Raw genomic sequence first — 23,001 nt, forward strand, 5'->3', positions numbered from 1 at the left:
GTCCTTGGCGACCTGGACCAGGTGGTCCAGGTGCTGCGCGCGAGCGACCCGGCGGAGGAGTTGTACGTCCGCTGGTCGTTGGGGCCGGACGTGGACCTGGGTGCGGGTGGGCCGGAGCAGTCGAGCAAGGACGCGCTCACCGGCATCGACCTGCCGGGGCTCTCCGCCAACCCGCTCGCCGTGGAGGAGTGGTGGGGGCAGCGACCGTTGCGCCTGTGGGTGGCCCGGCGGCTGTACGACTACCGGCATCTGCGGGAGCTGCGCGGCCCCGGGGTGCGGCCGTGGGTGCTGGTGGGTGAGCAGTGTGGGCGCGGGCCCGACAACGAGCCGCTGGTCCGCTGCGACCGCCCGGTGGCGTGGGTGTCGGAGCGGGCGCTCCGGGAGGCGGACCGGGCGGTGGAGGAGCAGGCGTCCACCGAGTGGGGCCCGCTGCACCGGGCGGATTAGCCGCCCGAACCGGACGCCCGCCGCCCGCCCGCCCGAGGTCTGACGGTTCCGGGGATGTGTGGGTCGGGGGATGCCGTTAGCCTCTGGGGTCCAAGAGGTCGCCCGCCGTGGTGGCCGTGGACGGGGAGGACGGATGAGGCTGCCGCGTTCCGGCGCCGGCTGGACAATCGCGGTCTTCGGCGTCCTGGCGCTGCTGCTCGGCGCGCTCGGTCTCGTCTGGCCCGAGACACAGCTGCGGCTGCTCGGCTTCCAGGTGCCGGCGCGACGGGAGGTCGGCGACTACACCGGCACGTTCTTCACCGCGGCTTCGATGGCCTCGTTCAACATGGGGGCCTACTACCTGCTGGCGGCGGCCACCGAGTGGCGGGCCTTCTACCGCTTCACCGTGGTCTTCCGGCTGGTCACCTTCACCGTGTTCACGTTGATCGTGCTGGCCGAGGTGGCACCGGCCGAGTTCTTCGGGGTGGCCCTCTGGGAAGGGCTCGGCGCGGTCGCCACCGCGGTTGGCCTGCGGTGGGACGCCCGTCGTGTCGCCGGCCCCGGCTCCGCCGTCGGTACGGTCGGCTGAGCGGCCCGGTGGGACAGGTATTTTCGAACCCGTGACCGACACCCCGTCTGGCGCCCTGCGGCTGCCCATTGTGCCCGGTCTGACCGATCTGCGGGTGTTCGCCCGGGGTGGCTATGCCACCGTCTACAAGGCCACCCAGATCTCGGTGGGGCGAGAGGTCGCCGTCAAGGTGGAGAACCGGACGCTGGACAGCGAGCGGGACCAGGCCCGGTTCCTCCGGGAAGCGCGTGCCGCCGGCCGGATGTCGTCCCATCCGCACGTGGTGGACCTCTTCGACGTCGGGGTCACCGTCGACCAGCACCCATATCTGATCATGGAACTCTGCGACGGCTCGTACGCCGAGCGGATGCGCACCTCCCCGCTCGGTGCCGCGGAGGCCCGTGACCTCGGCGTCAAGATCGCGGACGCGCTCGCCCACTCACACGCGGCGGGGGTGCTGCATCGCGACGTGAAGCCGGCGAACATCCTCTACTCGCACTTCAATCCGGCCGTCCTCGCCGACTTCGGGCTCGCCGTGCTGGCCGAGGCGCGCGACGCCTCGGTCACCCTGGAGGTGCTGACCCCCGCGTACGCGCCGCCGGAGACGTTCAACCACGACCCCCCCTCGCCGGCCGTCGACGTGTACGCGCTCTGCGCCACCCTCTACGCGGTGATGTACGGTCGCCCGCCGCGCTGGCAGTCCGAGCGGAACCCGAGCCTGGTCACCGTACTGGAGCTGTTCAACCAGCCGATCCCGGAGCTGCCCGGGGTGCCGACCGAACTGGTCGACGTGCTGCGTGCCGGGATGTCCAACGATCCCGGTGCCCGCCCGTCCGCGATCGAGCTGCGCGACCTGCTCCGCGCCCTGCCGTTGGACCCGGCCTCGGCGCCGGTCAGTGGCGCCCCGGTGAGCGGCACCCCGGCCCCGGGCGGTGCCACCACCACCGGCGGCAGCATCTTCGGCAGGTACACAGTGGACCCCTCCGGCCCGCCCCGGCCGCCGGCGGCGGGTAGCCAGCCGCCAGCGCAGCCGGGCCGGCGGCGGCGACGGTGGTTCCTCGGCGGTGCCGGAGTGCTCGCCCTGGCCGCGTCGGCGAGCGCCGGGGCGTGGGTGGCCGGTGGTGCCCCGCTGGTGGTCGCGCCGACCCCGACCCCGGTGGCCGGCGCCACCTCCGGTCCGACCGCGAGCTGGGGCACCCTGCCCGGATGCTCGGGGGCGACCATGGCGTCCCTGCCGCCGGGGGCCGGCTGCACGTCGCAACTGGAGTGCTTCGGGCCGGTCCGGCTGCGTGGGGGGCGGGCCGAGGCGGCCGAGGTCTCCTGCGACGGTCGGCACACCTGGGAGACCTACGCCCAGGGCGAGCTACCGGTCGCGCTGGTCGACGCGGAGCACGCCGAGATCGTCGCCCATCCGGCCGTGAATCAGGTGTGCAGTCTGCGGACCTTCCGGTTGACCAGCGGGATAGAGCAACCTCAGGGGTGGCGCCTGGAGGTGCTGCCGCCCAGCACCGGCTCCGACCGGACCTACCGCTGCCTCGCCGGCAGGGGCGTCAACGCGCTGCTGGCTCCCACCCTCACCGGTCGTTGAGGCCCAGCTGGGCGCGGACCGCCGCACTGTCCAGGGCGTCCAGGGTGTCGGCGTCGAGACCGGCGGGCAGGACGTCAGGCTGATCTGACGGTGCCTCACCGGTGCTCGACCGGTCGGTCCGCTCGCGCGCCGCGGCCACCGCCGTGCCGGTGATGGTGGTGAGCACGACGCAGAGCAGCGCCAGCCCCACCATGAGGAGGTTGGCGGGATGCCAGACGACCAGTGCCGCCAGCGTCGCGACGGCCGCGAGCGACGCGAGCAGCGCCACGACGCGCGCGTCCGGCCGGAGGATTCGCCTCACCCAACAAGCATCGCCGCGTCGCGCCGGGTGTCAAGCCGGGGTGTCGGACCGGTGCGCCCACCGCGACGGAACGGTGACGCCTGGAGACGGTACGGAGAAAACCAGCGTCGATCATGAAAAATTCGTTACATCGGTCGAAAAAATCGGATGCTTTACGGCGTTTGTCGGGCTGCTGGTGTTGCCATTCGTCCCTAGAGTGACGGAGGCCGAGAGGGTTGCCCTCTTCGGCAGTCCCCATCCTTTACCGGAAGGCATCCACATGCCACGTACGTCCCGGTCCCTGGCCGCAGCCGGAGTCGCCGGCCTCTTCCTCGCCGGATCGGTGGTCGCGCCCGCGACCGCGTCGCCGAGCAGCGCCAACTGGGGCCGTCCGACCACGTCGGACCGCACCAGCTCGGCCGAGGCCAAGCGGGTCGACCGCGTGCCGACGCCCAAGCTCGACTGGTACGCCTGCTACGGCTACGCCGAGTGCGCCACGGTCAACCTGCCGCTCGACTACGACCAGCCCAAGGGCGCCACCACCGAGATCGCCCTGCTGCGGGTCAAGGCCCGCGACCGGCAGGCCCGGATCGGCAGCCTCTTCGTCAACCCGGGCGGACCGGGCGGCTCCGGCACCGACATCGCGCTCAACGCGCCGTACTTCCTCTCCGACGAGGTGCTGGACCGGTTTGACGTGGTCGGGATCGACCCGCGCGGCGTCGCCGCCAGCCAGAACGTCAAGTGCTTCCCCTCGGTGAAGGACCAGACCCGGGCGTACGCCGGGCTGAACGTGGCCTTCCCGTGGACGAAGGCCGAGGAGAACGCGTACATCGCCTCGTCCCGGGCGGTCGGCAAGGCCTGCTCCACCACCGGAAAGCCGCTCACCGGCGCCATGTCGACCGCCGAGGTGGCCCGCGACATGGACGTGCTGCGGCGGGCCGTGGGCGACAAGAAGCTGACCTACCTCGGCTTCAGCTACGGCAGCGCGCTCGGCCAGTACTACGCCAACATGTTCCCGGACCGGTTCCGTGCGGTCGTCGTCGACGGTGTGCTCGACCCGAACGCCTGGGTCGGCCAGGGCAAGGCCCGCGACCAGCTCCAGGAGACCCGGCTGCGTAGCGCCGACGGGGCGTACAAGGCGCTGCGCGAGATCCTCGACCGGTGCAAGAAGGCCGGTGCGGAGAAGTGCTCCATCGCCGCCAACCCCGTCGCCGCGTACGAGAAGGTGGCGAAGCGGCTGCAGAAGGCTCCGCTGGTGATCGAGGACCCGGATTTTGGCACCGTCACCATCAAATACTCCGACTTCGTCAGCGCCAGCCTCGGCGCGCTCTACAGCCCGAACGGCTACTCCGACATCGACGCCATCACCGCCGAACTGCTGGCCCTCATCGAGCCGGCGTCGGTGAGCCCGGCCCGGCGGGCGGAGGCGAGCAAGAGCCTCACCGCGCGGGCCGAGCGGGCCCGCCAGCAGCGCCGGTTCGACTTCCCGTACTACAACGGGCTGGAGACCTTCCTCGGGGTCGACTGCACCGACGGGTACCACCCGAAGAAGGTCGCCGACTGGCCGGCGCTGAGCGCCGCGGAGGACAAGCGCGCCCCGTACTTCGGCCGGGCCTGGGCCTGGGCCACCGCGTCCTGCGGCCGGGACGCCTGGACCGTCCGGGACGAGGACGCCTACACCGGTCCGTTCAACCGGAAGACCGCCGCCCCGGTGCTGGTGGTCGGCAACTACTGGGACCCGGCGACCAACTACGACGCGGCGGTCAGCTCGGCCAAGCTGCTGCCGAACAGCCGGCTGCTCAGCAGCGACAACTGGGGTCACACCGCGTACGGCACCTCGGACTGCGCCACCGGGGCCATCGACGCCTACCTGCTCAACGGCACGCTGCCGAAGAAGGGCACCGTCTGCGTCGGTGACGTGCAGCCCTTCATGGACCTGCCGGAGGAGCCCGAGGTGACCCGGGCCGCCGAGTCGAAGAGCACGCTGGCCCGCGAGGGCCGGCCGGCCCGGGGCGAGCCGAAGCGGCTCCCGCCGGTCGTCGCGCCGCTGCCCGCGGTGGGGATTCTCACCCTCCGCTGACAGACACCGGGGTACGACGGGTGCTCGGGCCACCCGTCGTACCCCGGTCCCCTTCGGACATCCGGACGATCACCGCAGTGGAGTGCGGCGGCTACGCTGGGTGCTTCGCAGGCCCGTGCCCGTCAGCGAGGTAGCCGATGTACCACCTCTTCACCCACCGGCTCCGTTCGGTCGCCACCACTCTGGCGGTGGCCATGACTCTGAGCCTCTCCGCGGCGGCCGGCTGCGACAACCGGCGGGAGCCGTCGCTCCCCTCGGTGCTGGACAAGCTCCGCGAGTCGCAGATCGACGGGCAGCCGCGGATCAGGATCGGCGTCGCCGCCACCGAGCCGTTGATGGGCGAACTGCGCAACGGCACCTACGTCGGCTTCGACGTCGAGATCGCCCGGTACATCGCCTCCTCACTCGGCTACGAGGGCGACCAGCGGATCGAGTTCGTCCCACTGGCCACCGAGGACCGCATCCCCGCCCTGCAGGGTGGAGTGGTGGATCTGGTCGTCTCCAGCTTCTCCATGAACGAGGACCGCAAGAAGCTGGTCGCCTTCGCCGGGCCGTACTTCGTCACCACCCAGGAGGTGATGGTGCCGAACCGGCTCAAGGACAGGATCCGCACCATCGAGGACCTTCGCGACCCCGGGTACAAGGTCTGCACCAGCGGCGGCTCCACCACCGAGGCCGAGCTGGAGAAGCACCAGATCAAGGCGCTGGTGGTGAAGCGGGTCGCCGACTGCGTCAAGGGCATCCGGGAGGGCCGGTACGACGTGGTCAGCTCCGACGAGACGATCCTGGCCGGCTTTCTCTCCCAGCACCCGACCGAGTTCGAGATCGTCGACATGCCGTTCGGCACCAGCGAGACGCTCGGCATCGGGGTGTCGATCGGTGATCCCGCGCTGCGCGACCTGGTCGCCTTCTTCCTCGACAAGAGCTACCAGCAGGGTCGCCAAGGGCTGACCAGTCCCTGGCTGGCCGCGTACCACCGGACCCTCGGGCCGTGGATGAAGCAGCCCAAGACGCAGCCGCAGCCGCTGGACGTGCCGAAACTGGTGGACTTCGACGACAAGGCGCCCCGGCGGTGAGCGCCCCGGCGGCGCCCGTCACGCAAGGCGTGGCCCTCGCCGGGGCGTACCAGGACGGGCCGGACCGGGCCGAGCGGCGGGCCCGCGCCAGCCAGTCCTTCTGGACCGCATTGGTCGGCGTGCCCGCGGTCTTCTCCGTGCTGCGCCTCGGCGTGGAGGCCGGCGGGGAACTCCAGACCACGCTGCTGCTGGTGGCGAACGTCGGCCCGGTCAACCTGCTGGCCGGCTTCCTCACCACGGCCGCACGGCTGCTCTCCACCGGCCTGGTCGCCGTGTTCGCCCTCGGTGCGGTGCTGCGGGTCAGCGTGGAACGGATGCCCCCCGGCATCCGCCGGCCGCTCTTCGTCCGCTGGATGGACATCGTTCCGGCCTGGTTCGTGGTGGCCAGCTTCCTGCTCGCCCTGGTCACCTGGCCGCTGCTCTATCTGCCGCTGCTCATCCCGGCGTTCGTCGCCGCGTTCCAGCTCACCCCGGCCCGGCTGCACGAGCAGCGGATACCTCGGTTGCTCCTGCTCGCCGCGCTCCTCGCCGGGTACGGCTGGCTGCTCGCCCCCACCCTGATCGAGGCCGGGCGGCAGCGGGAGGTGCTGGCGTTGCTGCTGTTCGTCGCCCCGCCGGTGTTGGCGTTGGGCGTCACCGGCCCACTGCCGGCGGCGGTGATCCGGCCCCTGGCCTCGGTGACCGAGGCGGCCGTGCTGGCGATGCTGGTCTGGGCGGCGCTGCCGGTGATCAGCACCCCCGTGCTGCCGCTGACGGTCACCACCGTCGAGTCCACCGAGGGCGTCACCGAGGACGTGCGGGGGCACGTGGTCACCGTCGACGACGTCAACCTGGTGCTGCTCCAGGAGCGGGGCGGGGTCCGTTACCTGCCGGTGGACCGGGTACGCGCGCAGGTGCTCTGTCCCGGCGAGGAGGAACTGCCCCGACGCCAGCTACGGGTGCGGGACATGCACGTCGAGGACTCGCTGCTGGAGGGGCTGGGCCGCCGGGTCCGCCCGGTGCACCGGATCGACGCGGCCTGCCGCACGGCGCGCTGAGTGGGGGTGGCCGCACCTCGGCCCACGCGGCCTGCTGCGGGCGTGTGCCCAGCGATCGTGTTGGTGCCCCTGCCCGAGCCCCGCGCTCTACAGGGGGGCGCTGCGGCCGTCGTGCCGGGCGAACACCGTCAGCGCGTCGGTGTCGCTGTGTTGGGAGCGCACGTACTCATCAGCCCACGCGGCGGCGTCGGGGTAGCTCGACCCGGCAGTGACCCGGGCGCAGGCGACGTCCACGTCGAAGATCGTGCGCCGGAGCTGTACCCCCGTCGGGCCGAGCAGAGCCCAGAAGGCACCGGGACCGCCGTACGGCATACCGACGCTGCCCGGATTGACGACGAGCCGGCGGTCGACCAGTCGGACGAACGGCATGTGGGTGTGCCCGCAGACCACCGTGCGGACCTCGGCCGGCACTGCGGCGAGCACATCCACCCAGTGCTCCAGCCGCGAGTCGACCAGGACGACCTCCCCGTCGTCGCGGGGTGTGGCGTGACAGAAGAGCACCGGACCGATGCCGCCGATCTCCAGGGTGACCGTCAGCGGCAGCGCCGCCAACCGGGCGACCTGGTCGTCGCGGAGCTGCCCGGCCGCCCAGTTCGAGACGTCGATCGGGCTGGGACGCCCGGCCCGGGCCTCGACCAGTTCCCGGTCGGCGTTGCCGCGTACCCAGCGCACCTGGTCGCCGAGCCCGGCTAGCCGGTCCAGCACCTCCACCGGCTGCGGGCCCGCTGCGACGTCGCCGTTGACCACGATCAGATCGGCGCTCGCCACGTCTGGTTCGGCCAGTACGGCCTCCAGCGCCGGCAGGACCCCGTGTACGTCGGACAGGACAGCGACTCGGTAGAGCATGGCTCCACCGTCACCATCCTGAGCCGACATGTCGAGGGATTCTGCGTCGGGCAGAAGCGGCGAGCCGGTCCCGGGCGCCTTGATCGACTCGACTGTGCCGCAGGCGGGGCTGTCGCGGGTACGGGATGCCCCGGCTGCGGCAATCGGGTGTCGATCAAACCCGGCCGGGTGGCGTCAGACCCGCGCGCGGCGGGCCAGGCGCTCCGGGTCGAGGATGATGATGCTCTTGCCGTCCAGCCGCAGCCAGCCACGGGAGGCGAAGTCGGCCAACGCCTTGTTGACCGTCTCCCGGGAGGCGCCGACGAGCTGGGCGATCTCCTCCTGGGTCAGGTCGTGGGTGACCCGCAGGACACCGCCGTCGCGGGTGCCGAACCGGCCGGCCATCTGCAGCAGGTTCTTGGCGACCCGGCCGGGCACGTCCGTGAAGATCAGGTCGGCCAGCGAGTCGTTGGTCCGGCGCAGCCGGCGGGCCAACACCCGCAGCAGCTGCTCGGCGATCTCGGGCCGGTTGTTGAGCCAGGGCCGCAGCGCCTGCTTGCGCAGGCGTACCAGTCGGGTGTCGGTCACCGCGGTGGCCGTCGCCGTACGCGGACCGGGGTCGAAGAGCGACAGCTCGCCGACCATGTCCGACGGGCCCATCACCGCGATGAGGTTCTGCCGGCCGTCGGCCGCCCGGCGCCCCACCTTGATCTTGCCCGACAGGAGGATGTAGAGACTGTCGCCGGGCTCGCCCTCGTTGAACACGACCTCGCCCTTGCGGACGTCGATCGTCTCCATCTCCTTGGCGAGTGCCTCGGCAGCCTCCGGGTCGACACCCTGGAAGATCCCGCTGCGGGCCAGTACCTCGTCCATCGCGCACCTCCGGTTGCGCGCCGCCGTCCGTCGGCCGGGTCCGCCGTCCGCTTATCCCTCGCGCGCCGCCAAGTCTAAGTGCATGTGAGCACGAATCAGAGCTGCACCCCTCGAAACTTGATCGTTGGACGTAACCTTCCCGACCTGATCAAGGGCTAGTATCCGGCGACCCGTCACTTCGGGTCGCCGCGACGGGGCCGTAGGGTGACCGCCGTGCTGACCGAGCCCTTCCTCACCACCCGCCCCGAGGACGGATGGGACATCCCGCTGTTGGTGTGGCGGGCCGAGACGCCCCTGCGGGCGGTCAGCTCGGGCCCCCTCGGCGGCGGGATCGGGGTACGGCACTGGGTCGTCAACGCGACCGTGCCGATGTCGTATCACCACGACGACCCGGCGGACCACCTGGCCGCGCTCGCCGACCGGCTCGGCCTGGCCGGGCCCGGGGTCGGCCTGCTGACCGGCGTGGACGTCGCCGAGGTGGTGCGCCGGGTCGACACCGGCGTCCGGGTCTGGGCGACGGTCGGGCTGGGCAACCCGGTGCAGGCCGCCGCGCCAGCCCCGGCAGCGCCAGCCCAGCGGGTGGGCACGGTCAACATCGTGGCGTACGTCCCGGCGGCGCTCGGCGACGCAGCCCTGGTCAACGCCGTCGCCACCGCGACCGAGGCGAAGACCCAGGCGATCCGGGAGTTGGGTCCGATCGCCACCGGTACGCCCACCGACGCGGTCACCGTCCTCTGCCCCGCCGACGGGCCGGTCGAGCCGTACGCCGGCCCCCGCTCCACCTGGGGCGCGCCGCTGGCCCGGGCGGTGCACGCCGCCGTCCGCGACGGCGGTGCCGTGCCCTGCGTGCCGTGGTCCGACCGGCGGGTGGCCGGGCGATTTCCGGCCGATCGGCGGGCGGCGGAGCGACACCCGCCCGGGTAGGGTCCCCGGCGATGCCCTCTTCCGTGCCTGTGCCCTACCGTTCCGCCCGCCGTGCCGCGCTGGCCGCCGGGGCGGTCCTCGCCGTGCTGCTGGCCGTCGGTTGCGGCCGGTCGGCGGACCCCGGGGCGGTCTGGCAACCCGGGGCTGGTGCCGGGGCCAGCAGTTCCCCGCCGCCCAGCGGCGGCAGTGCCGAGCAGCCCGCGCCGCGCGCGGCGATCTCGCTCTCCGCGACCGGCGACATCATCATGGGCAACGCCCCGTCCCGGCTGCCCGCGAACGGCGGTCGGGGATTCTTCGACGAGGTCGCCGACGCCCTCTCCGCCGACCTGGTGATGGGCAACCTGGAGGAACCGCTCACCGAGGACACCGGCACCGGCAAGTGCGCGCCGAACTCCACCGCCTGCTACCAGTTCCGGGCCCCGCCCGGTTACGCGGCGCACCTCAAGCAGGCCGGCTTCCAGCTGCTCAACCAGGCCAACAACCACGGCCACGACTACGGGCCGCAGGGCTACGCGAACACCCGCAAGGCGCTGGAGGAGCACGGCCTCAAGCACACCGGGGCACCGGACCAGATCACCGTGGTCGACGTCAAGGGCGTGAAGGTGGCGGTGGCCGGCTTCTCGTCGTACGCCTGGTCGAACAGCCTGACCGACATCGACGCCGCCACCGCGGTCGTCACGAAGGCCGCCACCATGGCCGACCTCGTCGTGGTGCAGGTGCACATGGGCGCCGAGGGCGCCGACAAGACCCGGGTGAAGCCCGGCACCGAGATCTTCTACGGCGAGAACCGGGGCGACCCGATGAAGTTCTCCCACGCCGTGATCGAGGCCGGCGCCGATCTCGTCGTCGGGCACGGCCCGCACGTGCTGCGCGGCATGGAGTTCCACCAGGGCCGGCTGATCGCGTACAGCCTCGGCAACTTCGCCGGCGGCGGCCGGTCGCTCAACCCGAGCGGTCGGCTGGGCTGGGGCGGAGTGCTGAAGGTGTCGCTGCACCCCGACGGCAGCTTCGCCGGCGGCTCGTTCACCTCCACCCGGATGAACTCCGTCGGCAAGCCGACCATGGACCCGGCGAACCAGGGTCTCGGCCTGGTCCGGCAGCTCAGCCGCAACGACTTCCCCAGCACAGCGGCCCGGTTCGGCGCCGACGGGACGATCAGCGCGCCGGAGGCCGGCTGAGCCGGCGGGCGTGGCCGACCGGTGGTCGTAGCGGCGACGTAGGCTGGCCGGCGTGACTGTCAGCTCTCCCGACCGGGCCGAGACGGACCTCGGTCGTACCCGACGGGCCCGGCGGATCGGTCGGGCACTGACCGAGGCGCACCCCGACGCGCACTGTGAACTCGACCACGCCAATCCGCTGGAACTGGCCGTCGCCACCATCCTCTCGGCGCAGTGCACCGACAAGAAGGTCAACGAGGTCACCCCGAAGCTCTTCGCCCGCTACCGGGAGGCCGCCGACTACGCGGGGGCGGACCGGGCCGAACTGGAGGAGCTGATCCGGCCGACCGGTTTCTACCGCAACAAGACCAGCTCGCTCATCCGGCTCGGCCAGGCCCTGGTGGAGCGGTACGACGGTCGGGTCCCCGGCAGGCTGGCCGACCTGGTGACCCTGCCCGGCATCGGGCGCAAGACCGCCAACGTGATCCTCGGCAACGCTTTCGACGTCCCGGGGATCACCGTCGACACCCACTTCCAGCGCTTGGTGCAGCGGTGGCGGCTGACCGCCCAGACCGACCCGGTGAAGATCGAACACGAGATCGGGGCGCTCTTCCCGAAACGGGAGTGGACCATGCTCTCGCACCGGATCATCTTCCACGGCCGGCGGGTCTGCCACGCCCGCAAGCCCGCCTGCGGAGCCTGCACGCTGGCGAGGCTCTGCCCGGCGTACGGGACCGGGCCAACCGAGCCGGCCGCCGCCGCGAAGCTGCTCAAAGGCCCCCGCGCCCGGGACCTGGCGGCCGCCGCCGGAATCGACCCGGACCTGGTGCCGGCACAGGCGGTCGCCGCGGAGGTGCCGTGAACCGGCGACTCGCCGCCCTGCTCGTCCCCGCGCTGCTCGCCGTCGCCGGCTGCACCGGCACCGAAGCGCAGCGGTCCACCACCCCGACCGGCCGGGCCGAGCGGCCGTCACCGTTCGCCGACTGCGCCGCACTCACCCGCCCGCCGGGCGACGCCGCGCCCGGGCCGGCGGGTAGGCCCACGCCCGGGCCGGCCGCGACCGTCACCGCGGGTACGCCCGCGCCGACCGCCTCGCCGGCCGGCGACGGGAGTCGCCTGCCCGCGCTGACCCTGAGCTGCTTCACCGGCGGTGCCCCGGTGGCCTTGCGCGACATCCAGGGTCCGGTCGTGATCAACCTCTGGGCCTCCTGGTGCCCGCCGTGCCGCAAGGAACTCCCCGCCTTCCAACGGCTCAGCGAACGGACCGCCGGCCGGCTCCAGGTGCTCGGCGTCAACAGCCGGGACACCCGCACCGCGGCCCAGTCGATCGGAGAGGACTTCGGCATCCGTTTCCCCGTCCTGGTCGACCAGGGTGAGGCGCTGCAACGCGAGCTGAGGCGCAACGCCATCCCGCTCACCGTGCTGGTCGACGCCGAGGGCCGGGTCCGCCACGTCGACGCCAGCGGCGCCCTCGACGACGTCCGTCTCGCCGCGCTGGTGCGGCAGCACCTCGGCGTGGCGGTGCCGGCGTGAACGGGGTGCGCCGGTGACCGGCCGTCCGCCCGACTGGATGGGCCCGCTGCTGGCCCGGCTCGGCACCGCCCGGGCCGAGGACTTCACCCGGCTCACCACCCCCGAGGAGGGCGGCCGGGAGAGCGCCGTGCTGGTGCTGCTGGGCGAGGAACCGGCGGTCGGGCCGGACGTGCTGGTCCTCCAGCGCGCCGCGACGTTGCGCAACCACGCCGGCCAGCCGGCGTTCCCCGGCGGCGCAGCCGACCCGGAGGACGCCGACGCGCCGGCGACCGCGCTGCGCGAGGCCAACGAGGAGGTCGGGCTCGACCCGTCCAGTGTCACCGTCCTGGCCGAGCTGCCCCGGCTCTGGATCCCGGTCAGCGAATTCGTGGTGACGCCGGTGCTGGCCTGGTGGCACACGCCACACCCGGTGCACCCGCGCGAGCCGGCCGAGGTCGCGCACGTCGCCCGGCTGCCCGTCGCCGAGCTGGTCGACCCGGAGAACCGCATGCAGGTACGCCACCCGAGCGGCTGGATCGGTCCGGCCTTCTCCGTCCGGGGCATGCTGGTCTGGGGATTCACCGGCGGGGTGCTCGCCACACTGCTGGAGATGGGCGGCTGGGCCCGCCCGTGGCCGCGCGGCCGGGTGGTCGATCTGCCGCCCACCGGGGGCGCCCCGGCGCCGTCGGCGGGCACCGACGAGGTGGACGAGATGGCCGGTCCGCTGACCTGACCGTCACGTTCCGCATGCGCAGCGCCCCGGTCGGGCGTGCTGCCCGTACCCTTGACCCGTGTCCGCCGTGGATCTCCTTCTGCTCCTGCTCATGCTCGTGTTCGCGATCAGCGGATACCGCCAGGGCTTCGCCATCGGGGCGCTGTCGCTCTCCGGCTTCTTCCTGGGCGCGTTGCTCGGCCTCCAGGTGGGCCCGATGTTCGCCCGGCAGTTCGTCGACAGCGGCACCCGGGTACTGGTCTCCCTGATCGCGGTCTTCGGGCTGGCGGTGCTCGGGCAGGCGCTGGCGGGCTGGCTCGGCTCACACCTGCGCAGGACGATCACCAACGACGTGGCGAAGCGGGCCGACGACATCGGCGGTGCGTTCGTGTCACTCTTCGCGGTGATGCTGGTGGCCTGGCTGGTGGCCGTCCCGCTCGGCTCGTCCTCGCTGCCGTGGCTGGCCGCCTCGGTCAAGAACAGCGCCCTGCTCAACGTGGTGGACCAGGTTCTGCCGGACCAGGCCCAGGAGCTCTCCACCGCGCTGCGCGACACGGTGGACACCAACGGCTTCCCGGAGGTCTTCAGCGGCCTGGGCCGCACCCAGGCGCGGCAGGTGTCCCCGCCCGACCCCGCGCTCGCCGGTTCCCAGGTGGTGGCGAACAGTCAGCGCTCGGTGGTGAAGGTGCTGGGGTCCGCGCCGAGCTGCTCCCGCCGCATCGAGGGCTCCGGTTTCGTGTACGCCGACGACCGGGTGATGACCAACGCGCACGTCGTCGCCGGCACCCGCTCCGTCGCGGTCGAGCTGCGCGGCGAACGGTACGACGGTGAGGTGGTCGTCTACGACCCGGACCGCGACCTGGCGGTGCTGCACGTGCCGGGGTTGCCCGGCCCGTCGCTGCGGTTCGCGGCAGGCACCGCCGGTATCGGTGCCGACGCGATCGTGCTGGGTTTCCCGCTCGACGGCCCGTACGACGCGCGCCCGGCCCGGATCCGGGACATCGACCGGATCACCGGCCCGGACATCTACTCCTCCGGCGACGTCACCCGGGAGATCTACACGATTCGGGCGCTGGTCCGCAGCGGCAACTCCGGCGGTCCGCTGCTCTCCTCGAACGGACTGGTGCTCGGGGTGATCTTCGCCGCCGCTGCGGACGACCCGAACACCGGCTTCGCGGTGACCGCCGCCGAGGCGCGGTCGGTGGCGCTGGCCGGCGCGGAGCGTACCAGCGGGGTGGGCACCGGCGACTGCACCTGACGCCCGCGGTCGCGCGGAGGGCCGGCAGGCCGGGTCGGCTAACCGTCCCGGCCGTCAGCGCGCAGCGGGTCGCCGGGTGGCCGGTCCCGCCAGACGGCGAACGTGGCGCAGGTGGCCGCCAGCACGGCCGCCCCGAGCAGCCAGCCGGCCAGCACGTCGCTGGTCCAGTGCACGCCCAGCGCGATCCGGCTCAGTCCGGTCACCCCGGCGAGCGCCAGCGCCGTCACCCAGAGCGCGCCCCGGGCCCCCGACCGGTCCCGGACGGCGGGCAGGAAGATCACCAGCAGCACACCGGCCGCCAGGGTGGCGTTCAAGGCGTGCCCGGACGGGAACGCGTACCCCGTCGCGTCGGACACCGGATCGAGCAGGTCCGGACGGTGGCGACCGACCAGCACCTTGAGCAGCGGGCCGAGCAGACCGCCGACGACCATCGTGGTGACCACCCAGACCGCCAGCCGCCGGGCGCCCCGACGCCACAACCCGACCACCAGCGCCAGCGCCGCGATCCGCAGCGGCCCCGGCCCGAACACCTCGGTCCAGAGGTTCATCGTCGACGTCCACGCCGGGTTGTCGAGCGCGTACCGGTGCATCGCGCCGGTCACCTCGACGTCCAGCGCGTGCAGCGGCGGCCAGCTTCCCGCCACCAGCGAGGCGAGCAGCGCGAACGGCACCAGCACCAGGAACGCCGCGACAGCGGCCAGGGTCAGGCGCAGGCCCAGCACATGGTCGCGGTCGAGCCGGCGGTCCCGCCAGGACCGGGCCGGGGAGCGTACCGGGGCACGGGTTTCCATGGGCGACTTGTTACCCAACGCCAAACCCGTCACGCCCGGCTCATCGGCCCCACTGCCGGAACCGGCGGATCGTCAGCGCGGCACCGGTGACCAGCGCGACGAGGATGGCCACCCCGGTCCAGAGCCGACGGGGCGCCGAGTCGTCCGTGACACCCGCCGGCCGGGCCTCCCACCGGGTCTGCTGGCGGGGGGCGGTGAAACCGAGGGGTTCGCTGCCGGTGCCGCCGGCGCGCGTGTCGTCCGCCGAGCCGGGGGCCGGACCGAAACCGACCACGCCCGGGGAGTTGTTGTCGTCGAGCGGGTTGTGGTGCACCAGCGGCACGTCTGTGGTCAACGCCGCGACCGGGTCGACCCGGCCGTACCCGAAACGGTCGTCGCGGCCGGCGGGCCCGATGTCCTTCGCGGTGGCCAGCAGCCGGTTCACCACGTCCCCGGCGGACATCTCCGGATACCGGGCCCGGACCAGGGCGGCGGTGGCCGCGACCAGCGGCGCGGCGAAGCTCGTGCCTTGGACCCCCCAGTAACCGCCGGGACGGGCCCCGACCAGCCGGGTGGCGGGCGCGCTGAGGACGGTGGCGCCGCCGGTGATCGAACCCGACCACAGATTCTCGCTGGCACCCTCCAACCCGGCCACGGCGATCACGCCCGGCTCCCGGGCCGGATACCAGACCCGGGGGCTGGTCGAGGTGGCGACGTTACCGGTGCAGGCGACCACGACGACGTCCCGGGCGAAGGCGTAGTCCAACGCGGCGGCCAGTGCCGGGCTATCCCCGCTGCCGCCCAGTGACAGGTTGATCACCCGGGCCCCGTGGTCGACCGCCCAGCGCACCCCCCTGGCGACGATCATCGCGTCGTCGTAGCGGTTCTCCTCGTCGAGCACCCGGACCGGCAGGATGCGCACGCCCGGTGCGAGCCCGGCCACGCCCTTCTTGTCGTCGTTGCGCCCGGCGATCAGGCTGGCCACCGTGGTGCCGTGACCCACCGGGTCGGGCTGGGCGGACCCGCCGGGGGAGACCAGGTCGATGCCGGGCAGCACCTGGCCGGCGAGATCCGGGTGGGAGCCGTCCACGCCGGAGTCGACCACGGCGACGACCACCCCGCGCCCGATCGAGGTGCGCCAGGCGGTGGTGGCCCGCAACTCCTCGAGCTGCCACTGGTCGTCGCGGATCCGGTCGGCCCGGGCGGCGGTCTCCACCGGGGCGAAATCTGGCTCGGTCAGCGGTCTGACGACCGCGGGCAGGGCGGCGGTGAGCGGCCGGTGACCGGCCGACGCCGGGGGCGGAGCCACACCGACGACCGTCACCGCGGTCGCCGCCGCGCCGAGCAGCGCCCGCCGGGCGAGCCGGTGCAGGCGGCTCGGGGAGCCGTACCGAACCCTGGTCACATCCTCAGCCATTCGTCCCGACGACAACATGCTGCTGGGAGATTACCGGTTTTCCCGCGTGTCCCGGGTCGTTCCGCGCCGGCCAGGTCACGGCACCGGAAGGTGTGCCAGCTGGACCAGGCGTACGCCCTCCCGCCGGGTCACCAACCGGGCTCGACCCGGGGGTAGCGGGCCCGGCCGGACCCCGCCCACGAGTTGCCCCTCCTCCGGGCTGCCGCTCATCACCAGACCGGCGGTGGCGAGTTCCCGCAACCGTTGCGCGATCGGCTCGTACTGGGTCCGGCCCGCGCCGCCGCACCGGCGGGTCAGCACCAGGTGCAGTCCGATGTCGCGGGCCTGCGGCAGATGCTCCGCCAGCCCGTGCAGCGGGTTCGTCGGGCCGCTGGACACCAGGTCGTAGTCGTCCACCAGTACGAACAGCTCCGGCCCGGTCCACCAGGACCGCTCCCGCAGCTGCGCCGGGGTGACCTCCGGCCCCGGCATCCGGGCCGTCATGTAGCCGGACACCGACTCGATCAGCTCGGTGGTGTACGGCGCCGCGCTGCCGTACCCGATGCAGTGCGGCAGTTCCTGGAGACTGAACAGGCTGCGCCGGTAGTCGACCACGATGATTCGGGCCTGCTCCGGGGTGAACCGGGTGGCGATCGAGGTGGCCAAGGCGCGGAGGAAGGACGACTTGCCGCACTCGGCGTCGCCGAAGACCATGAGGTGCGGCTCGGCGACGAAGTCCAGCAGCACCGGACGCAGGTCCGCCTCGGCCACCCCGACCGGGAAGGCCAGCCCGGTGCCGGCGGCGACGTCCAGTTCGGCGTACGGCAGCACCGGCGGCAGCAGGCGGACCGGTGGCGCCGGCGGGCCGGACCACGCCGCCCCGACCGCCTTGACCAGCTCGCCCGGGTCCGCTCCGGTCAGCTGCGGCAGGGCGGTGAGGAAGTGCAGACCCTGGGCGGTGACGCCCCGGCCGGGCGTCTTCTCGGGCACGGTCGCCGCCGCCGGCCGCTTCGCCACCGAATCCGACGGGTCGCCGAGGCGCAGCTCGACGCGGGAGCCGAACAGGTCGCGGATCCCCGGGCGGAAGTCCATCCAGCGCACCGCGCTCGCCACCACGTGCACCCCGTACGACAGGCCCCGGGTGGCCAGGTCGGTGATCAGGGGTTCCAGGTCGTCGTACTCGCTGCGCAGCGTGGCCCAGCCGTCCACGACCAGGAAGACGTCGCCGTACGGGTCGACGGTCGGCTGCCCGGCGGCGGCCAGCGCCCGGCGTCGCTGCCGCCAGGCCGCCATCGACTCCACGCCCAGCTCCGCGAAGCGGCGTTCCCGGTCGACCAGCACGGCGGCGATCTCGCCGACGGTGCGCCGGACCGTCGTCGGGTCGGCCCGCCCGGCCACCCCGCCCACGTGCGGCAGATCGCGCAGCGCGGCCAGCCCGCCGCCGCCGAAGTCGAGGCAGTAGACCTGCGCCTCGGCGGGGGTGTGGGTGAGCGCCAGCGCGGCGATCAACGTGCGCAGGGCGTGCGACTTGCCGCTCTGCGGCATGCCCACCACCGCGACGTGCCCGGCCGCCCCGTCCAGCGCCAGCCAGAGCAGGTCGCGGCGCTGCTCGAACGGCTTGTCGACCAGCGCCACCGGCACCTGGAGGGCGCCGTGCAGCTCGGGGTTGGCGACGGTGAGGCCGCGCTGCGGGTCGACGCCCGCCGGGCCGAGCAGTTCCTCCAGCGTGGGTGAGGGGCCCAGCGGCGGCAGCCAGACCTGGTGCGCGGGTGGGCCCTGCCCGGCCAGCCGGGCGACCAGCGTGTCGAGCAGGCTCTCCGTCTCCTCCTCCCCGGCGGGCGGCGTCGCGGGCGTGGCCGGTTCGGGCACCGGCACCAGGTGGGTGGAGAAGGTGAGCAGCCGGGGTGTGCTCCCCGCGCCGACACCGGCCGCGCCGCCCCGGCGGCGTACCGGCCCGGAGACGTACGCGGCCCGGAAGCGGACCAGCGGGTCGGTACCGGCCCGCAGGTACCCGTGCCCGGGGGAGCGGGGCAACTCGTGCGCGTCCGGCACCCCGAGCACCGTCCGGGACTCCAGGGCGGAGAAGGTCCGCAGCCCGATCCGGTACGACAGGTGGGTGTCCAACCCGCGTAGCCGCCCCTCCTCCAGGCGTTGGCTGGCCAGCAGCAGATGTACGCCGAGCGACCGGCCCAGCCGTCCGATCTGGACGAACAGGTCGATGAAATCGGGCTTGGCCGACAGCAGTTCGGAGAACTCGTCGCAGACGAGCAGCAGCGACGGCAGCGGGGCGAGTGGGGTGCCGGCGGCCCGGGCCCTCTCGTAGTCCCGCAGGCTGGCGAAGTTGCCGGCCCGGCGCAGCAGCTCCTGCCGGCGCATCAGTTCCCCGTTGATGGCGTCGACCATCCGGTCGACCAGCGGCAGCGCGTCGACCAGGTTGGTGATCACCGCGGCGGTGTGCGGCAGCCGGTCGAAGGAGGCGAAGGTCGCCCCGCCCTTGAAGTCGACCAGCACGAAGTTGAGCTGTTCGGAGCTGTGCGTGGCGGCGAGCCCCAGCACCAGCGTGCGCAGCAGCTCCGACTTGCCCGAGCCGGTCGCCCCGATGAGCAGCCCGTGCGGGCCCATGCCGTCCTGCGCCGACTCCTTGAGGTCCAGTTCGATCGCGCCGCCGTCGGCGCCCACGCCGATCGGCACCCGCAGCCGGTCCCTCGGCGCGCGGGGCGTCCAGCCCTGCTCGGCGGTGAACCCCTCCGGGTCGCCGATGCCGAGCAGTTCGGGCAGGCCCGGTTCCGTCCCCGGCGCGGCCTCGCCGCCCCGGACGGTACTGGCCAGCCGGAGCGGGGCGAGCCGTCGGGCCACCGCCTCGGCGTCCGCCGGGTCCAGCCGGTCGGCGGCACCCACCTCGGCGTGCTCCTCCGCCGACCACGAGTGCAGTCGCCCGTCGCGCAGTTCCAGCAGCAAGGCGTACCGGTCGAGCAGGCGGGGCGGCGGGGTGTCCAGGTCGATCACGGTGACCGCGTCGATGCCGCCGTCGCCGGTCAGGTCGACGGCGCCGGTCGGGTCGCCGCCGTCGAGCAGCACCACCACGTGCGGCCCGTCGGTGACCGGCCCGGCCGGATTGAACCGGGACCGGTTGGCCAGCACCTCGTCGAGGAGGCGTTCCAGCTCGGCGGCGGAGCTGGTGACCAGCCGCACCGGGCCGAGGGCGTCGGTGCGGCTCGGGTGATGGGCGTGCGGCAACCACTTCACCCACTCCCAGAGCTCTCGTCGTTCCGGGCCGGCGCAGACGGCGATCAGCAGCTCGTCCGGGGCGTGGAAGACGGCGAGCTGGGTGAGCACGGCCCGGGCCAGCGCCTGCGCGGCCGGGGAGCCGGTGTGCGGCGCGCCGCCGGGGCCGGGCTCGCCCTTGACGTACACCCGGGCGAAGCTGCGCAGCGAGAGCGCCACCGGCAGGTCCGGCACCACCGAGTACGCGTCGAGGAAGCGCCGCAACGCGCCGGCGGTCATCGGTTCCAGCTCCTCCAACGGCCGGGTGACCGGGGGAACCAGCGGGGTGGCGAGGGTCTGTGGCCCGACGGCGACCCGGACCACCGCGAAGTCGGGGTCGGCGGGGCGGCGCTCCCAGACCCGGTGGCTGTCCACCGTCGACCAGAGCCGCCCGGGGTCGGGATGCCGGTAGTAGAGCCCGGTCCGCTGCTGCCCGGCGGCCTGCCGGACCCGGCGGCGCAGCGCGGTGAGGTGCCGCAGGTACTCCCGGCGGGCCGCCATCATCTCCGACTTCTTCGGGGTGCCCGAGGCGCTGCCCCAGGAGGTCATCAGCATCGCCAGCGAGGAGAGCCCGAACAGTCCGCCCACCAGGTACGAGTAGGGGCCACCGCCCCGGCCGAACATCATCGCCATCGCCACGCTGCCGCCCAGCATCGGCAGCACCATCAGCGCCTGCTGCCAGCGGCCCCCGGTCACCGGCGGGATCTCGGGGGGTGCCTCGACGGGCAGCTCACCGACGGGGATCTCCGGCGCCGGCCGGCGCGGCGGCCGTTTGATGACGACAGTGGACACGGCGGCCTCCCTGTAGCGCTCGGTAACCCGAGCCTGGCTCATGGTAGGTAAAGTCCCCTTCGTTCGTCAGCCGTCGTCCCCGATCGATATGGAGACCGTCGATGACCACCGGGCTGGCAAAGGTCACCATCAGCGCCCCCGGGCGCCGCGTCGACGTGGCCCTGCCGGAGCAGGTTCCCCTGGCCGAGCTGCTGCCCGAGGTGCTGCGGCACGCCGGTGAGGGGCTGGCCGACGACGGCGAGCGGCACGGCGGCTGGGTGCTCCGGCGCACCGACGGCACCGTCCTGGTGACCGCGCAGGCGCTGCTGCCGCAGGGGGTCCGCGACGGCGAGGTGCTGCATCTGGTGCCGGCCCGGGAACAGTGGCCGGAACTCGAGTACGACGACGTGGTCGAGGCGATCGCCGACGGGGCCCGCCGGCGGGGCAGCGCCTGGTCACCCACGGCCACCCGGGCCGCCGCGCTCGCCGGTGCGGCGGTACCGCTCGCCGTCGGTCTGGTCGCCGTGTTGGCCGGTGGGCCGCAGCACCGCGCCGGGTGGCCGGTGGCGGCCACCGTGGCGCTGGTGCTCGCCGTCGCCGGCACGGTCGCCTCCCGGGCGTACGGGGACGGCACGACCGGCGCCACCCTCGGCGGGTACGCCCTGCCGTACGCCTTCGCCGCCGGCGCCGTCGCGGTCTCCTCGGGAGATCCGGTCGGGGTGTTCCGGGCACTGCCGTGGCTGGGCGCCCCCGAGCTGCTGGCCGGTTCGGTGGCGTTGGTGCTGGTCGCGGTGCTCGGCCTGCTCGGCGCAGCCACCCGGCTGCGGGTCTTCGTGGCCGGCGCGACCGTCGGCGTGGTCGGCGTGGGCGCCGCCCTCGGCGGGCTGCTGCTCGACCCGGCCGGCACGGCGGCGGTGTTGGCCTGCGTGCTGGTCTTCGCCCTGGGCGCGCTGCCGCTGCTGGCCATCCGGCTGGGCAAGATGCCGCTGCCGCCGATCAGCCTGCCGGCCGGGCCGACCGGTGGCCCCGACGGCGTACGCGACCTGCCGGACCGGGCCCGGGTGCACGCGGCGGTGGCCCGGACCGAGGAGATGCTCACCGGGATGCTGCTCGGGCACGCCGTGCTCACGGTCGGCGCCGGGTACGTGCTCGGGGTCGCCGGGGGCGGGGCCGGGCGGCTGCTGGTGGCGGTGACCTCGGCGGTGCTGCTGCTGCGTTCCCGGCTCTTCGTGGCGGTCCGACACCGGGTGCCCCCGGTGCTGGCCGGGCTGGCCGGCGCCACGGTGCTCGGGGTGCTGCTCGCCGCCCGGGCCGGTCACGCGGGCCTGCTCGCGCTGGCCGTGGGCGGCCTGCTGGTGGCGCTGACCGCGGTGGCGGCCGGTACGACGTACGCCCGCCGGCCGGTCTCGCCGTACGTGGGTCGGGTGGCCGACCTGACCGACACCGCACTGGTGGTGGCGGTGGTGCCGGTGGCCTGCGCGGTGCTGGACCTCTACGACGCCGCGCGCGGACTGTTGGGCTGACCGTACGACGAAGGCCCGGGCCAGCAACGCCCGGGCCTTCGTCGACGTGGATGGTCAGTGCGGGGACTCGCCCCGCGCCTCGGCCTCCCTGGCCCGGCGGTACGACGCGGCGATCTCGGCCTCGGCCTCGACCCGACCGACCCAGGTGGCACCCTCGACGGACTTGCCCGGCTCCAGGTCCTTGTAGACCTCGAAGAAGTGCTGGATCTCCAGCCGGTCGAACTCACCCAGGTGGTGGATGTCGCGCAGGTGCTCCTGGCGGGGGTCCTCGTAGGGGACGCAGAGGACCTTGTCGTCGCCGCCCTTCTCGTCGGTCATCCGGAACATGCCGATGGTGCGGCAGCGGATCAGGCAGCCGGGGAAGGTGGGCTCGGGGACGAGCACCAGGGCGTCCAACGGGTCACCGTCCTCGCCCAGGGTGCCCTCGATGAAGCCGTAGTCGGCCGGGTACTGGGTCGACGTGAACAGGGTGCGGTCCAGCCGGATCCGGCCGGTCACGTGGTCCACCTCGTACTTGTTGCGGTGACCCTTCGGGATCTCAACCGTGACGTCGAAATCCATCTCCCACGCTCCCTCGTCTGCCCACGCTGGCTGAACGGAACCACTGACGCCCCGGCCCGGGTGATCGCCACCCACCGGCTCCGGACGCCGCATAGTCTTCGGACCGAAGTAGTGTCGCCCAAGGCTGTTGCGGAGGACGGAGGAGGGGTCCGTGGGGAGGGAAGATTCACACTACCGCCCGGAGGAGGTTGCCGGACGTGGGTCCCAGCGACCCGCTTCCGGCGGTGCCACCGGGCGGGTCCGGGTGCCGGGGGCGCACCCGTCGGACCGATCCCCGGCCCCGGCTCTTCCGCCCGTGGTCGCTCCGATGTCCGCGCTGCCCGTGGGCGCGGGGCCCGCGGCCCCGCCCGCGCCGCCGCGCCGCCGCCGACTGCTGCCGGTCGCGTTGCTCGCCGTCGTG

General features: G+C 73.5%; 20 protein-coding genes. 13 read left to right on the plus strand and 7 right to left on the minus strand.

What is annotated here, in order from left to right; all coding sequences use genetic code 11:
* The 3 genes from E1182_RS16790 to E1182_RS16800 all read left to right on the plus strand — a co-directional run.
* A partial coding sequence (locus tag E1182_RS16790; RefSeq protein ID WP_207921425.1) for a DUF6098 family protein occupies positions 1 to 447 on the plus strand: 447 nt, incomplete at its 5' end.
* Between the two features lie 133 nt (positions 448 to 580).
* Positions 581 to 1,015, plus strand: coding sequence for a hypothetical protein (locus tag E1182_RS16795; protein WP_132266033.1), 435 nt, complete (start codon positions 581 to 583; stop codon positions 1,013 to 1,015).
* Between the two features lie 31 nt (positions 1,016 to 1,046).
* Positions 1,047 to 2,582 (plus strand): serine/threonine-protein kinase, encoded by a 1,536-nt coding sequence (locus E1182_RS16800; RefSeq protein ID WP_132266035.1) that lies wholly within the window; start codon positions 1,047 to 1,049, stop codon positions 2,580 to 2,582.
* Here E1182_RS16800 and E1182_RS16805 read toward each other — a convergent pair.
* Entirely contained in the window at positions 2,569 to 2,883 is a 315-nt protein-coding gene (locus tag E1182_RS16805) for a hypothetical protein (RefSeq protein ID WP_132266037.1), read from the minus strand. The genes E1182_RS16800 and E1182_RS16805 overlap by 14 nt on opposite strands.
* A 259-nt stretch (positions 2,884 to 3,142) precedes the next feature.
* Between E1182_RS16805 and E1182_RS16810 the strand changes: the two genes are divergently transcribed.
* The 3 genes from E1182_RS16810 to E1182_RS16820 all read left to right on the plus strand — a co-directional run bounded on the left by E1182_RS16810 (position 3,143) and on the right by E1182_RS16820 (position 7,055).
* Entirely contained in the window at positions 3,143 to 4,942 is a 1,800-nt protein-coding gene (locus E1182_RS16810; protein ID WP_132266039.1) for an alpha/beta hydrolase, read from the plus strand.
* A 137-nt stretch (positions 4,943 to 5,079) separates the two neighbouring features.
* Entirely contained in the window at positions 5,080 to 6,018 is a 939-nt protein-coding gene (locus E1182_RS16815) for a transporter substrate-binding domain-containing protein (protein WP_132266042.1), read from the plus strand.
* On the plus strand, positions 6,015 to 7,055 hold the full coding sequence (locus E1182_RS16820; RefSeq protein WP_132266044.1) for a hypothetical protein: 1,041 nt from the start codon (positions 6,015 to 6,017) through the stop codon (positions 7,053 to 7,055). The genes E1182_RS16815 and E1182_RS16820 overlap by 4 nt, the downstream gene beginning before the upstream one ends.
* A gap of 87 nt (positions 7,056 to 7,142) precedes the next feature.
* On the opposite strand, the gene E1182_RS16825 is transcribed toward E1182_RS16820, so the two are convergent.
* Positions 7,143 to 7,901: a metallophosphoesterase gene (locus tag E1182_RS16825; protein ID WP_132266046.1), complete on the minus strand. Its 759-nt coding sequence runs from the start codon at positions 7,899 to 7,901 to the stop codon at positions 7,143 to 7,145.
* Between the two features lie 174 nt (positions 7,902 to 8,075).
* Positions 8,076 to 8,753, minus strand: a complete 678-nt coding sequence (locus E1182_RS16830; protein WP_088976469.1) for a Crp/Fnr family transcriptional regulator — start codon at positions 8,751 to 8,753, stop codon at positions 8,076 to 8,078.
* Positions 8,754 to 8,966: 213 nt separating this feature from the next.
* On the opposite strand from E1182_RS16830, the gene E1182_RS16835 reads away from it, so the two are divergent.
* The 6 genes from E1182_RS16835 to E1182_RS16860 are packed head-to-tail and all read left to right on the plus strand — an operon-like array spanning position 8,967 to position 14,316.
* Positions 8,967 to 9,677, plus strand: a complete 711-nt coding sequence (locus E1182_RS16835) for an adenosylcobinamide amidohydrolase (RefSeq protein WP_132266048.1) — start codon at positions 8,967 to 8,969, stop codon at positions 9,675 to 9,677.
* 11 nt (positions 9,678 to 9,688) lie between these two features.
* On the plus strand, positions 9,689 to 10,855 hold the full coding sequence (locus E1182_RS16840; protein WP_132266050.1) for a CapA family protein: 1,167 nt from the start codon (positions 9,689 to 9,691) through the stop codon (positions 10,853 to 10,855).
* A gap of 52 nt (positions 10,856 to 10,907) precedes the next feature.
* Positions 10,908 to 11,696 (plus strand): endonuclease III, encoded by a 789-nt coding sequence (gene nth, locus E1182_RS16845; protein WP_132266052.1) that lies wholly within the window; start codon positions 10,908 to 10,910, stop codon positions 11,694 to 11,696.
* A complete protein-coding gene (locus tag E1182_RS16850; RefSeq protein ID WP_132266054.1) occupies positions 11,693 to 12,367 on the plus strand; it encodes a TlpA disulfide reductase family protein in 675 nt (224 codons plus the stop codon). Before nth ends, E1182_RS16850 begins: the two co-directional genes overlap by 4 nt.
* Before the next feature lie 37 nt (positions 12,368 to 12,404).
* On the plus strand, positions 12,405 to 13,079 hold the full coding sequence (locus E1182_RS16855) for a CoA pyrophosphatase (RefSeq protein ID WP_207921426.1): 675 nt from the start codon (positions 12,405 to 12,407) through the stop codon (positions 13,077 to 13,079).
* A 58-nt stretch (positions 13,080 to 13,137) separates the two neighbouring features.
* Positions 13,138 to 14,316, plus strand: a complete 1,179-nt coding sequence (locus E1182_RS16860; RefSeq protein WP_132266058.1) for a MarP family serine protease — start codon at positions 13,138 to 13,140, stop codon at positions 14,314 to 14,316.
* A gap of 38 nt (positions 14,317 to 14,354) precedes the next feature.
* Here E1182_RS16860 and E1182_RS16865 read toward each other — a convergent pair whose 3' ends face one another.
* From E1182_RS16865 to eccCa, 3 genes are all read right to left on the minus strand, one after another.
* Positions 14,355 to 15,107 carry a phosphatase PAP2 family protein gene (locus tag E1182_RS16865; RefSeq protein WP_132266060.1) on the minus strand — a complete coding sequence of 251 codons (753 nt, stop codon included), beginning with the start codon at positions 15,105 to 15,107 and terminating at the stop codon, positions 14,355 to 14,357.
* 40 nt (positions 15,108 to 15,147) lie between these two features.
* Complete coding sequence (gene mycP, locus E1182_RS16870) at positions 15,148 to 16,503, minus strand: type VII secretion-associated serine protease mycosin (RefSeq protein ID WP_132266062.1); 1,356 nt, start codon at positions 16,501 to 16,503, stop codon at positions 15,148 to 15,150.
* A gap of 75 nt (positions 16,504 to 16,578) precedes the next feature.
* Positions 16,579 to 20,538 carry a type VII secretion protein EccCa gene (eccCa, locus tag E1182_RS16875; protein ID WP_132266064.1) on the minus strand — a complete coding sequence of 1,320 codons (3,960 nt, stop codon included), beginning with the start codon at positions 20,536 to 20,538 and terminating at the stop codon, positions 16,579 to 16,581.
* Positions 20,539 to 20,639: 101 nt separating this feature from the next.
* Between eccCa and eccD the strand changes: the two genes are divergently transcribed.
* Positions 20,640 to 22,040, plus strand: a complete 1,401-nt coding sequence (eccD, locus tag E1182_RS16880) for a type VII secretion integral membrane protein EccD (RefSeq protein WP_132266066.1) — start codon at positions 20,640 to 20,642, stop codon at positions 22,038 to 22,040.
* Positions 22,041 to 22,094: 54 nt separating this feature from the next.
* Here eccD and E1182_RS16885 read toward each other — a convergent pair whose 3' ends face one another.
* Positions 22,095 to 22,601: an inorganic diphosphatase gene (locus E1182_RS16885; RefSeq protein ID WP_132266069.1), complete on the minus strand. Its 507-nt coding sequence runs from the start codon at positions 22,599 to 22,601 to the stop codon at positions 22,095 to 22,097.
* Between the last annotated feature and the right edge of the window lie 400 nt (positions 22,602 to 23,001).

Origin of the sequence: Micromonospora sp. KC721, assembly GCF_004348355.1 — a bacterium.
Classification (GTDB): Bacteria; Actinomycetota; Actinomycetes; order Mycobacteriales; family Micromonosporaceae; genus Micromonospora.

Bases quoted from the DNA above. Each gene is read 5' to 3' on its own strand.
- E1182_RS16795 (WP_132266033.1), top strand. From the start codon at position 581: ATGAGGCTGCCGCGTTCCGGCGCCGGCTGGACAATCGCGGTCTTCGGC.
- E1182_RS16810 (WP_132266039.1), top strand. From the start codon at position 3,143: ATGCCACGTACGTCCCGGTCCCTGGCCGCAGCCGGAGTCGCCGGCCTC.
- E1182_RS16815 (WP_132266042.1), top strand. From the start codon at position 5,080: ATGTACCACCTCTTCACCCACCGGCTCCGTTCGGTCGCCACCACTCTG.
- E1182_RS16825 (WP_132266046.1), bottom strand. From the start codon at position 7,901: ATGCTCTACCGAGTCGCTGTCCTGTCCGACGTACACGGGGTCCTGCCG.
- E1182_RS16830 (WP_088976469.1), bottom strand. From the start codon at position 8,753: ATGGACGAGGTACTGGCCCGCAGCGGGATCTTCCAGGGTGTCGACCCG.
- E1182_RS16840 (WP_132266050.1), top strand. From the start codon at position 9,689: ATGCCCTCTTCCGTGCCTGTGCCCTACCGTTCCGCCCGCCGTGCCGCG.
- E1182_RS16855 (WP_207921426.1), top strand. From the start codon at position 12,405: ATGGGCCCGCTGCTGGCCCGGCTCGGCACCGCCCGGGCCGAGGACTTC.
- E1182_RS16865 (WP_132266060.1), bottom strand. From the start codon at position 15,107: ATGGAAACCCGTGCCCCGGTACGCTCCCCGGCCCGGTCCTGGCGGGAC.
- mycP (WP_132266062.1), bottom strand. From the start codon at position 16,503: ATGGCTGAGGATGTGACCAGGGTTCGGTACGGCTCCCCGAGCCGCCTG.
- eccD (WP_132266066.1), top strand. From the start codon at position 20,640: ATGACCACCGGGCTGGCAAAGGTCACCATCAGCGCCCCCGGGCGCCGC.
- E1182_RS16885 (WP_132266069.1), bottom strand. From the start codon at position 22,601: ATGGATTTCGACGTCACGGTTGAGATCCCGAAGGGTCACCGCAACAAG.